Consider the following 12,118-nt stretch of genomic DNA (forward strand, 5'->3'; position numbering starts at 1 on the left):
CGGGCTTCCTTTTACCAAAGCGCCCTCCTATAAACATCTTTAACCCCGCTGCCTGCCACTCGATTCTGCTTAGCCAAAGCGGTTCGAGTGTCAGCTAAAGCGAGCCAGGCTCATTGAAAACTTGTGCATTTTTTTACAAACAAACGCAGCCTATTCCTCTCTATTTGTCTCAACGCTTCGTAAAAACGCCAGATATTTCACGAAAATCATCAGATTCCACCATCAAAATGACTTTTTTCTTTAATAATACTGCCATATTTAGATCATATTTTTTATACTAGCGGCCTTTTTTAAAAAGTCTGACCATTTGCTCAAACTTTATCCCCTCGTTGGTCTAATCTCTACCAATAAGCAGCGCCACAGCGCTTATTTGGAACGAAATTAGGTAATTTAACTAAAAAAGGTCACTCAATGCTCGAACGTTTCTTTCAACTAAAAGCTCACAACACGACGATACGTAATGAAATCATAGGCGGGATAACCACCTTCCTGACCATGGCTTATATTATTTTCGTCAACCCTTCCATCCTTGCTCAGGCAGGCATGGATCAAGGCGCGGTGTTTGTCGCTACCTGTATTGCTGCGGCCGTCGGCTGTTTGATTATGGGGCTGTATGCGAATTACCCAATCGCTTTAGCCCCTGGTATGGGGCTTAATGCCTTTTTCACTTACGGTGTGGTTCTAGGCATGGGCTACACATGGGAACAAGCATTAGGCGCTGTGTTCCTTTCTGGTTGTGTGTTTATTCTGATCAGCGTGTTTAAAATTCGCGAATGGGTGATTAACGCCATTCCTTCTTCCTTAAAACTCGGCATCGCCGCAGGCATTGGTTTATTCTTAGCCATGGTCGCACTGCAAAATGCGGGCATTATCGTGAAAAACCCAGCCACCTTGGTCACCTTAGGTGACTTATCCAAGCCGGCGGCTATTTACGGCTTCTTGGGCTTTTTCATCATTTCTGCTTTGTCCTACTTAAGAGTCACAGGCGCGGTGATGATCGGCATTCTTTGCGTGACCGTACTGTCGATTGTGTTTGGCAACAGTGAATTTGCTGGCGTCATATCCACTCCGCCGTCTATCGCACCCACTTTTTTACAAATGGATGTGAAAGGTGCCTTTAATATTGGCATGATCAGCGTCATTTTTGCGTTCTTGTTTGTCGATCTATTTGATACATCAGGCACCCTATTGGGCGTGGGGCAACGCGGTGGTTTATTGGACAAAGACGGAAAACTTCCACGTCTTAAGAAAGCCTTACTAGCCGACTCCACTGCCACTGTGATTGGTGCTTCTTTTGGTACCTCCTCTACCACAAGCTACATCGAAAGTGCATCAGGCGTTGCGGCTGGCGGTCGTACTGGTCTGACCGCTGTGGTCGTGGGACTGCTCTTCTTATTGAGCTTGTTCTTCTCACCATTGGCAGCGTCTATTCCGTCTTACGCTACCGCGGGTGCCTTGCTTTATGTGGCTGTGTTAATGACCAGCAGCCTAGCAAAAGTAGATTGGGAAGATATTTCAGAATCTGCACCTGTGTTGATTGCCGCCTTCACTATGCCATTGACCTACTCCATTGCACACGGTATTGCGCTGTCTTTCATCAGCTACGCGGTTATTAAGTTGCTATCAGGACAAGGTAAGCAAGTTGGTATTAGTGTTTATGTTTTAGCGGTGTTCTTCATTGTGAAATACCTGTTCTTCACATAACTCGACATCCTGCTATAGACCAAAATTACGCCCCGCTTTATGAGTGCATAAAGCGGGGCTTTTTGATAAATCGACTAGCAAATTTGTGTGCCAGGTCCTGTCTTTCTTAAAACCTCTGGGAAGTCGAGCCTCCTCACAGTCATCACTTCTCATGATCTTTTCATCAATCACTGAGGCCAACATCACTTGGTGGCGGCCACGCAAATTCATATAGACTCTTTGCTCCTTGAATAGTAAAGCAGCTGAGGTAGGACGATACGATTCATCCTATAAACGCTTAACGCCTTTTAAACGTCATCGCGCTTATGGTGTCACCTAGGTGGGTTTAGACAATATCTAGAAACGCACCAACGACAAAAAGATGAATGGTATCTCGCATGCCATTGTCGATGGTCTCTATCGGCTGTTGTCACAATATCGACTTAATAAAAAAGCAAGAGAAAAGGTCTATAAAGTGACGATCCATAACCACTCAGGCACAACGAATGATTTGAACACGCGCTTATCGAAAAGAAGAAAGGCTCTACAAGGCCGTGTAGAATATTTGATCAAACAACGCACACCTTGCTACATTATTGACACAGAGACGGTGTTTTTGCGTACCCAAATCGTTCATAAACCTATTTTAATAGGTCTGTAATTGGTTATTTCTCTGCATACATTTTTTCATCGGCCAGATGAATTAACTCATCTAAAGTGCGGCCATCCTGCGGAAAAACGGCGGCTCCGATCGAGGCAGAAATAGAGATAGGTCTGGGTCCACAGAGAAAAGGGCTGGCTATTTTCAACTTTAAGCTCTGTTGGTACTCTTCAGGCTGCCGACCTTTTTTTATTACCAAAAACTCGTCTCCCCCAATACGAAATGCAATATCATCAGGGGCTAAACAGGCTTTTATTTTCTGGGCCACCTTGATTAGCACTTTATCACCAAAACGATGGCCAAATTGATCATTAATGTTTTTAAACTTATTTAAGTCGATAAAAAATAAGATAAGAGACCCTTCTCCGTTTACTTCCTTTTCTACTTCTTTGCTTAAGGCCGTAAATTTTTTACCTAAATAAGAACGATTGTATAAACCTGTAAGTTCATCATGAATAGCCATATAATTTAGTTTTTCATAACTTATTTTCCATTCAATTAAGCTAAATAATAAACCTTTTATCTTATCCGCTGTTTTTTCAAAGCTTATATCTAGAATATGATCTGACTCTTTGACTAATTCAACGATCCCTTTCATATTCTCAATCGAAAAATCCATCACCCCAAGCGACTTTCCCCCTTGAGCGCCAAGCCCTTTTAGGGCTTCCAAAAGTTCATCGTTGGTGCCTGTATGATGCAATATCATTTGTTCAGATTTTTTCAGAATTTGACTGTCTGAGTAATCAGAAAAATGTGAAAACACATTTTTCTTTAGTAAAGAGAAGCGCACGGACATAAAATACACGTTATCTGACAGCTCTTTCACCAAATCTGCAATGAATTGATCTAAAGTAATGGCTAAATCAGACGCTTTATTGAAATAATCTCGTTCAATCATTAAAAGCGCTTCGTTCACTCGATTTTGCTTTTCACGCTTTACCAGTGATGTGTAATCTACAATTCGGATTAGAATTCCAGTGATTCCTTGCAAGGGAGAAACCAGAGCAGAAACATTTAATGCATGTTCTTCAGAGATGACTTTATCACGATAAAATGGCAAGATTTTCTTATGCATTTTATGGGACAACACCCGGCTCAATGATGAACTAACGGCACCATCAACAGCATCAACAAGTTGACTTGAAACGTCACCACAAAAAGCCTCAGTTAATAACAGGCCTTGATAATCTTCTTTTGCTTTAACACTGTTTTTCTGAACCCAGTCATTAAGGTATACGATTCCACCCTCGGGGTTTAAAATAATCACCCCACCTTCAATACAATCAAATGATGACAACAAAACATCAACAGGTATTAAGCCTTTCATCACTAGAGTTCCTCTAGACTTCTAAGATAATCTTGTAAGGTATCTTTAAAGGACCCATTTTCTGTAAAATCAATAACAAAGACCACATGCCCTGATAAATTCCGACTTTTTAGATAAAAATCAATTTTCAAAAGCATAATAACCGTTTCAGCGCTTTCTTTTGGGACCAACTGATTAACCAAACGTGCTGGCTGCGTATGGAAAGTCTGAGGTAATAATGTGGCAAGTGGTTTATTTAAAATATTAGAAATAGTAGACAAGCAATTATTAAGAAGAATATTACCCAATTCAGACAAGGCCTCTTCTTCCAACTCTACGTCCACTTCTCCGTCAAAATCATCTCCCCCCAGCATAACATTTACCAAGTCAAGGCTACGGGATTCAGGAAAAAGCAACGCAGCCTTTCCTGAGAAAAAGCCAGAGAATTCTTGGCTAACCCCTGTTAAGGAGCTAGGTAATCGTTCTTCAAACACATGAGTCGCATCATCTAACGTTAAGAACTCTAGAATAGGGACACATAAGAGCACCTCTTCACCTGCAATTTGTGATAAAGAAGCCGCTGATTTGCCCACCCCAATATTGACAAGTTCAACCACCAAATCAAATTCATCATCGCTTAAAAACGATTTCATATTAAACACCTACAACACTGGCAAGCTCTTCAGGTTTCGCTGGTTTTGCAATGAAACCTATGCCTAACGAAGCCGCTCGATCTCTAATAGCATCTTGAATATTCGCCGTTACCAAGGTTTGTTTCACTTTAGGATGAGTCATTAACAGCACTTCAGCCAATTCAAGGCCATTTCGATCTGGCATGTTGTAATCAATGAGCGCCCGATCAACCGTGACTGTCTTCAGCAGCTCCTCCGCTGCATCGGCGCTGGCCGCTTCGCTGATAATAATCGAGTCATCAAGTCGTCTTAATGCTTTAGATAAAGCCAAACGACTCACTTTACTATCGTCAACCAATAAAATTCGTAATGCCATAAGGGTCCTATTAAATTTGCGCTACTGATATAACACCTTATGATATATGAGGTTTTCTGAATTAGAGACTGTCAGCTAACAGATATTTGTTACTCTTTGTCTATATATGTATTTTTCAGTAAAAATGAAAAATTCAACCAACTCTCCCCCTTATAAGATACCGCTCTAGCAGGGCTCTCCATTTGCACTTTATAAGCAAATAAGGCAAAAAAACGCACAAAGAGGTCAATTTTGACACAATTTCACTCGCCGCCTTTAGCAAGATTGACGTCAATCCATAAAATGCGCAGAATTAATTGCCTATGCACCTATTGCATAGACAAGTAACTTTTAAATTCTTATTGCAAGGTTCTTCATGACATCGCCATACCACGTAATCGATGAAACACTTTTAACCAATCTCGGCTTTTTACTCGGCAAAAGCGCTCAGATAAAAGATCGCCTTCTGGATCATTATCTCGCTGTCGAAGACATAACATCGAGTCAAGCTAAGGTGCTATTCACGGTTTTCTTTCTTAAAAACCAACGCTCTTCTGACATCAGTAAAGCGCTAAACGTCGACAGCAGTGCGGTCACTCGAATGCTAGATCGACTCGAAAAGAAAGAACTGATTCAGCGTATGGCAGACCCTGATGATCGCCGCTCAGTGTTTATTGAGTTGACAACGAAAGGACATGAAATCACCTCACGAGCTTTGCCTCTTGCTAATGAAGCCATTGATAAATTAACCGAGTGCTTAACCCCAGATGAAAAACAAAGCTTGCAGCATTGCTTAGGAAAAATTGTCAATTTTTTTCACACCGAAGAGTGTCTGTTGAATAATAAAAAGGATGCAACATGCTAAAACTGGCGAAGATTACGACCTATGTGTCGCTATGCCTTCTTTATGGGTGCGCGCCACCGTCAAGTATCAAAACACACAACACCCTAACGGACAAAACCTTGGTGAGTCACGCGACTAGCCTAGAAAGCAAAAAGCTGTATTCGGCTAACTGGCCTTCTCAATCATGGTGGTTGTCGCTGGGGGATATCCAACTAAACAACTTGATCGAGCAAGCACTGCAGCACAGTCCCAACATCCAGTTGGCCAATGCTAATTTAGAAAAAGCATCCGCCTTAGTGATGGCAGCAGACAGCAAATTTGATCCCGTCGTGTCCGCCAATGCGAGCGCCACTCGCTCTCGTTTGTCTCGCTCAGAAGATTACACCTACCAAGGTAGCCAATACGGCACCCTATATGGTCTTGGGCTAAACATGAGCTATTCCTTCGATTTATGGGGAGGCAATAAAGCCGCTTGGATTGCCAGTGTAAGCAATCAAAAAGCCGCTGAAATAGACCATCAAGCCGCGAAGATAAATTTATCATCCGCCATCATTCGAACTTACATTCAACTGGCCAATGCATATGCATTAGAAGACCTTGCCAAAGACGATTTCGAACGCACCCAGCGTATCGTTTTGATCACGGAAAAATTATTACAAAGCGGTCTAACCTCAAATGATCGCTTGTACACAGCACAAAGCAACGAAGCGTCTTCTAAACAGGTTCTAAAGCAGAGAGCGCTGAGCATTCAGTTGCTAAAAAATGCCTTGGCAACATTGATAGGCGATGGACCTGACCTTGCCAATAACATTCAGCGCCCAAGCGCCCACCTAAGCGCCAAACTCAACTTACCTGCTGAGCTACCAGCGAATCTTATGGCACATCGCCCTGACATTGTGGCGGCGAAATGGCGCATCGAAGCCGCCAGCAAAAACATTGATGTGGCCAAAACGCGCTTTTACCCTAACGTCAATTTGAGCGCCAGTGCTGGCTTTAAAAGCGTGCTAGGGGACTCCATGTTTGGCGAACCAAGCCGCTCTTGGAGTGTCGGCCCTGCCATTTCCTTGCCCTTATTTACGCAAGATCTCAAGGCCAACTTGATCGATCAAAGCGCTGATTATGATTCGGCCGTGGCGCATTACAACCAAACGATCAGCAAAGCCTTTGGCGATGTGACCGACCGAATTTTGACCATTAAATCGGTTAACAAACAAATCGCAGATGCCCAACGCAGCGCCAAACTGGCTGCTCAGAGTTACCACATCACGGAAAAGCGCTACCAATCCGGGATGGGCAGTCAATTGGAAGTGTTACTCATCGAGAATCAATTATTGCAAGCTGAGTCGGCACTGACACTACTGAAAAATCAGCTACAAGAACAGCAAGCCGCTCTTATTGAAGCCCTAGGCGGTGGTTTTGGGGATGATCAAACGGTCTCTACCTCTAAACATTAATGGTGAATAAAATTATGCAAAACAACGACGCAAACACAGCAGCACCAACAAACAGCAAGCGTAAAAAAAGCTTAATCATACTGTTTATTATTATTGTCTTAGGCGCCATCGCCGTTAGCTGGTATTACGAGACATACATTGTTGGCAATCAAACAACAGACGACGCTTACGTTAATGGCAACATTGTTTCGATTACGTCTGAAACAGTCGGAACAGTCACACAAATCACCGCTGATGATGGGGATTATGTGAAAAAGGGGCAAGTCCTAGTGCGTTTTGATGAAGCAGATGCCGACATCGCCTACGAAGACGCAAAAGCAAAATTAGCGCAGGCCGTGCGCCAAGTAAGAGCCATGTTCAATAACGTGACCCAAGCGGAAGCCGTTGTCGCGTCTCAAGAAATCACCCTGCACAAGGCACAAAAAGATTACCAACGTCGTAAAAACATGGTGAAAGCCGGTGGTTTGTCACAAGAAGACTTAAGCCACGCAAAAGACATGGTCGATTCGGCACAAAAACAATTGGCGGTTTCCGTTGAACAATTAAAAGCGCAACAATCGATGATATTTGGCACCACAGTCGAGACACACCCAGTTGTCAAATCCGCGATTGCCAACGTAAAACAAGCGTACCTAGCCAAACAACGCACACAAATAGTGGCACCAGTGACCGGCTATGTGGCTCGTCGACAAGTGCAACTTGGACAACGTATCTCTCCCAGCGCAACATTAATGGCCGTAGTACCCTTGCATGATGTTTGGGTAGACGCCAATTTTAAAGAGACGCAACTCGACAATATGCGCATTGGCCAGCCCGTGTCCTTGGTCAGTGACCTGTATGGTGACGAGGTTGTTTTCCACGGCACAGTCGAAAGCTTGGGGATTGGTACCGGCAGTGCCTTCTCCGTGTTGCCAGCGCAAAATGCAACGGGTAACTGGATCAAAATTGTACAGCGCTTACCGGTGCGCATTAAGCTTGATAAAAATGAGCTGGCTTCACACCCTCTTCGCATTGGTTTATCCATGAATGTCGATGTGAACACAGTAAGCCCATCAGGCAAATTATTGGCCACAGACAGCCCTGCAAAACCTCGTTTTGAGACCGACGTTTACCATCAAACGATGCAAGGCGTGGCACAAGTTATCAGCCAAATCATCAAAGAAAATGATGCGCAACGTCACCCTGCATCCGCGAACCAGCCGTAAGGACTATCTATGAGTCAACAAGAAGGGTTTCGTCCCGCTAATATGGCTCTGTGTGTGTTTGCCATTGCGCTGGGTGTTTTCATGCAAGTGCTGGATACCACGATTGCCAACGTCTCTTTGCCCACCATTTCAGGCAGCATGGGCGTCAGTTTTAACCAAGGAACCTGGGTTATTACGTCTTTCACCGTCTGTAATGCCATCGGCTTGCCTATCACTTCGTGGCTCAGCCGACGCTTTGGTGAAGTGCAGCTTTATACGGCGGCACTGTTAAGCTTTATTACCACTTCTTTTTTGTGTGGCATATCGCAAAACATGGCGGAATTAGTGGTCTTTCGAGCATTACAAGGCTTGTCTGCGGCGCCACTTTTTCCAATGAGCCAAGTGCTATTAATGTCTATTTTCCCTCGTGCAAAACGCGGCATGGCATTGGCATTAATCGGTATGGTAGCGGTAGTAGGGCCGATCGTAGGGCCTATTTTGGGCGGTTGGCTTACCTATAACTACAGCTGGCCATGGATTTTCTTTATCAACATCCCTGTAGGGTTGTTCTCCGTGAGCGTTATCTTGGCGCAATTGAAAGATCGTCCGCAGGAAAAAACCAAGCCCAAACTGGACATTATTGGCTTGACGGCCATGGTATTGGGTGTCGGAGCATTGCAGATTGTATTGGATAAAGGCAACGACCTGGATTGGTTCTCTAATCAGTGGATTATTATTGGGTCGGTCTTTGCAGCAATTATGTTGGTATTTATGGTTATTTGGGAATTAACCGACGAGCACCCTGCTATTAACTTGCGCTTGTTCGCCAATCGTAACTTTTGCATTGGCACCATATTGCTAACGTTAGGGTACGCAGGCTTTTTCAGCATCAACTTAATATTGCCCCAGTGGATGCAAACGCAATTGGGCTACACCGCATTGTGGGCAGGCCTAGCGGCTGCGCCCATGGGCATATTGCCCTTGATCATGTCACCACTACTGGGGAAATTTGGCCATCGTATGGACATGCGTTGGTTGGCCGGCAGCTCATTCGTTGTCATAGGCATCAGCTGTTACTTGCGCACCTTGTTTAATTTGGACATAGATTTCGCCACCATTGCGCTTATCCAACTGTTTATGGGCATTGGCATCGCGCTTTTCTTTATGCCAATGACAACCATATTGATGTCTGACCTTAATGGACCCGACATTGCCGATGGCGCCTCGTTATCGACCTTTATACGAACCCTCGGCGCCAGTTTCGCCTCTTCATTAACCGCTTGGATATGGGCACGAAACTCAAGCGTCCATCATTCGGTGTTAAGTGAGCAGATATCACCTTACAACCCGCTTGTATCACAGCAATTGCAAAATCCAAGCACGGCCACTTTGATGAACTTCAATCAAACAGTGACGTCACAGGGCTTGATGATGTCTACCATTGATCTATTTACCATGCTAATGGTGCTGTTCTTTGTACTCACACCGTTTATTTTCTTCACGAAAAAAGCCCTAAAAGAACACTAACCATACCACCACACAGAGGCCTAGAACCATTCAAGGACAGGCACCCTTAAAAAGCAGTAACCACAAGGGTTTTAGCATGCCTGTCTTTTTTAAATTTGTCTTTTTTAAATTAATAAGACAGGCATCTTTAAAAGCCAACGATGACAAAGGCTTGAATATGTTTGTTCTACTAATTTATTTAATAAAAGGAGGAACTTGAGGCTAGAGCGCACATTCTCGTTGAGTGAAGTGGTTATTTGGCCTTTTTTGGCCATGAGAACCCCTCAACGCCATGCTGATACCTTGTAATTTATTCGACTATTTCAATCAGGCGAGTAGCTGAGCGCTTTTTCGATTGCGTCTGCGATGGTGCGATTCGCAGTACTGGTCAATGGACGATGCCTGCCCGACGACTCTTCCTGTTCTGGCTTCGAACTCGGTTGCAATACACACCCAGTTGTCAGACGAGATATTCAATCGCTGTAGGATGGGAAGTAAGGAGGCATCAATCGCGCCTTTTTTGCCTTCTTTCACTATGCGCCCTGTCATATCGACCAGCTCTAAATAATCCGCCAGTTTAAAAGGCAAACCGTTGGGCATGTCTTTTCGTGGATGACCGACAAAAGGATGCAGCGTCTTGGGCTGGCTGTTTTCTTTCACGGCAAGCACGCGCTTCTTAATACTGGTGAAATCGGAGCTTTCTGGAGTGTCACTAATACCCGACCTGACTGGATTTAGATCCACATAGGCCATGCAAGCGATCAGCGCCGCTTCGTCCAATAAAGCCTGGGATTTAAAGCGTCCTTCCCAAAAGTGACCTGTGCATTCGTCTTCTAAATTGGCTCGCCGTGCAATCGGCTCGTTAAGCTCTTTCATAAACCAGCTAATGTCTGTTAAGCGTGCTCGATAAGTTTCAGCGGCGGCTTCCACTACAGAGGTCACATAAGCTGGAAGCGTGCCGCCAAGCAAGTATTGCTGAGTAAAGGTCGTGCCTTTATGAAGCTTATGCCAGCGTTCTAACACCTCCACGACAGACCAGTTTTTCGCACTTTCTGAATCGATATGCAGCACAACATGAAGATGGTTACTCATCACCGCATAGGCACACACATCGATCGAAAAGACACTGGCGAGAAACAACAAACGGCGCTCGACCCAGCTTCGTCGATGTTCGTAGCTCGCACCAGTAAATGGATCCTCACCGCACAAAAAAGCACGACGCACACATCGGGCCACGCAGTGATAATAAGGGGTATCGTCTAAGCATACTTGCTGACTTCTGGGCATTGGCATAATCCCGTTCCTCTTCCTTGAGAAAACAAAAATTAAGTATAGAAGAAGTCTGAAAAATAAACCGAAAAGAGCGATAAGTACCGTGGTTACTGGCTTTTTCGTATGCCTGTCTTGGGTGTAGTTGGGCGTTAAATGGGAGGTTAAACGATAAACGCCCTTTATAAGTGCGTCTGATTGTGTCTTTTGTAGTATTATTGGACAACAAATAGGTCACAATACAAAATCATGCTAATCTTGATCTATATTTTGAAGCCGCTTATTAAAATTGGCTCGCGACGTTTGACGCTAAGGACACCATGACCAATAATTTCACTTCTATTTCGACCTCTTCAAGAAGCTTGCATATCCAAGTGGCACGAACCATCGCGCGTCGTATTTTGTCTGGAGAAATGCCGCAAGGCTCAATTGCGCCAAACGAAATGACATTATGCGAACAATTTGGCGTGAGCCGAACAGCGCTGCGTGAAGCCATTAAATTGCTAACCTCTAAAGGTTTGCTTGAATCCAGACCTAAAATTGGCACCAAGGTTGTCTCAAGAGATCGCTGGAACTTTCTCGACCCACAATTGATTGAATGGATGGATGGCTTAAGCGATCCAGCGGAGTTCTGCACACAATTTCTTGGCCTAAGACGGGCGGTAGAACCAGAAGCCTGTGCTCTGGCAGCGCTCCACGCCACGCCAGAACAGAAAGCAGAGCTCACTGTCATCTTTCAGCAAATGGAAAAAGCCGCTCAGCATTTCGAGCACGATACTTGGACAAGCGTTGACTTAAGCTTTCATCGACTTATTTTCAACTCAACCAATAACGATTTCTACTTACCATTTGGCAATATTTTAACCACCATGTTTGCCACCTTTATCAAACACTCATCCGCCCACGGCGGCGTCTGTTTGAACGAACACAGGCTCATTTTTGAAGCCATTATTGCCGGCGACAGCGATGGCGCACGCAACGCCTCTCGCGATCATTTGCAATCTACTAAGCACCGTTTGCCAGAAGCCGTCTAATCTCCCTCTCTTTTAAGCGCAGCATGACGCGATAACCCTGATGCTGCGCTTAATTCCGTTTTTCTATAACAGCCTCACTCTAATTCCCCCCTGGCCGTTTCTTTTCTAGCACCTCAGACCAACAGAGTGTCGTGTTTATTTTGACTAAAATATTTTTATGCTATTATAATACAATTAGGCATTATAAAAA

The 12,118-nt window shown here is 44.3% G+C and carries 11 protein-coding genes; 7 read left to right on the forward strand and 4 right to left on the reverse strand.

The genetic code is table 11. The features are described from left to right. Positions 1-411 precede the first annotated feature (411 nt). Both ACIGBN_RS11565 and ACIGBN_RS11570 read left to right on the forward strand, forming a co-directional pair. Positions 412-1,704 carry an NCS2 family permease gene (locus ACIGBN_RS11565; RefSeq protein WP_133003783.1) on the forward strand — a complete coding sequence of 431 codons (1,293 nt, stop codon included), beginning with the start codon at positions 412-414 and terminating at the stop codon, positions 1,702-1,704. 361 nt (positions 1,705-2,065) lie between these two features. Continuing rightward, complete coding sequence (locus tag ACIGBN_RS11570; protein ID WP_396665554.1) at positions 2,066-2,344, forward strand: hypothetical protein; 279 nt, start codon at positions 2,066-2,068, stop codon at positions 2,342-2,344. 4 nt (positions 2,345-2,348) lie between these two features. Here the strand turns inward: ACIGBN_RS11570 and ACIGBN_RS11575 are convergent, their stop codons facing one another. From ACIGBN_RS11575 to ACIGBN_RS11585, 3 genes are read right to left on the reverse strand one after another with little or no spacing between them, the layout of a single operon-like run. Beyond that, positions 2,349-3,671, reverse strand: a complete 1,323-nt coding sequence (locus ACIGBN_RS11575; RefSeq protein ID WP_396665556.1) for a GGDEF domain-containing protein — start codon at positions 3,669-3,671, stop codon at positions 2,349-2,351. A gap of 2 nt (positions 3,672-3,673) precedes the next feature. Continuing rightward, positions 3,674-4,303 carry a hypothetical protein gene (locus tag ACIGBN_RS11580; protein ID WP_396665558.1) on the reverse strand — a complete coding sequence of 210 codons (630 nt, stop codon included), beginning with the start codon at positions 4,301-4,303 and terminating at the stop codon, positions 3,674-3,676. A gap of 1 nt (position 4,304) precedes the next feature. After that, the gene (locus ACIGBN_RS11585; protein WP_396665560.1) at positions 4,305-4,658 is read right to left on the reverse strand and encodes a response regulator; all 354 of its coding nucleotides are present in this window, start codon (positions 4,656-4,658) and stop codon (positions 4,305-4,307) included. Positions 4,659-5,013: 355 nt separating this feature from the next. Between ACIGBN_RS11585 and ACIGBN_RS11590 the strand changes: the two genes are divergently transcribed. From ACIGBN_RS11590 to ACIGBN_RS11605, 4 genes are read left to right on the forward strand one after another with little or no spacing between them, the layout of a single operon-like run. Beyond that, positions 5,014-5,502, forward strand: coding sequence for a MarR family winged helix-turn-helix transcriptional regulator (locus ACIGBN_RS11590; RefSeq protein WP_133003787.1), 489 nt, complete (start codon positions 5,014-5,016; stop codon positions 5,500-5,502). Beyond that, positions 5,496-6,935: an efflux transporter outer membrane subunit gene (locus tag ACIGBN_RS11595; RefSeq protein ID WP_396665562.1), complete on the forward strand. Its 1,440-nt coding sequence runs from the start codon at positions 5,496-5,498 to the stop codon at positions 6,933-6,935. The genes ACIGBN_RS11590 and ACIGBN_RS11595 overlap by 7 nt, the downstream gene beginning before the upstream one ends. 14 nt (positions 6,936-6,949) lie before the next feature. After that, a complete protein-coding gene (locus ACIGBN_RS11600) occupies positions 6,950-8,140 on the forward strand; it encodes an efflux RND transporter periplasmic adaptor subunit (protein WP_396665564.1) in 1,191 nt (396 codons plus the stop codon). 9 nt (positions 8,141-8,149) lie between these two features. Next, the gene (locus ACIGBN_RS11605; protein ID WP_396665566.1) at positions 8,150-9,646 is read left to right on the forward strand and encodes a DHA2 family efflux MFS transporter permease subunit; all 1,497 of its coding nucleotides are present in this window, start codon (positions 8,150-8,152) and stop codon (positions 9,644-9,646) included. A gap of 306 nt (positions 9,647-9,952) precedes the next feature. Here ACIGBN_RS11605 and ACIGBN_RS11610 read toward each other — a convergent pair whose 3' ends face one another. Continuing rightward, the gene (locus tag ACIGBN_RS11610) at positions 9,953-10,918 is read right to left on the reverse strand and encodes a transposase (protein ID WP_396665568.1); all 966 of its coding nucleotides are present in this window, start codon (positions 10,916-10,918) and stop codon (positions 9,953-9,955) included. A gap of 296 nt (positions 10,919-11,214) precedes the next feature. On the opposite strand from ACIGBN_RS11610, the gene ACIGBN_RS11615 reads away from it, so the two are divergent. Further along, complete coding sequence (locus ACIGBN_RS11615) at positions 11,215-11,928, forward strand: FadR/GntR family transcriptional regulator (protein WP_133003792.1); 714 nt, start codon at positions 11,215-11,217, stop codon at positions 11,926-11,928. Positions 11,929-12,118: the final 190 nt, after the last annotated feature.

This window comes from Marinomonas sp. NPDC078689 (assembly GCF_044542435.1).
GTDB lineage: Bacteria > Pseudomonadota > Gammaproteobacteria > Pseudomonadales > Marinomonadaceae > Marinomonas > Marinomonas arenicola.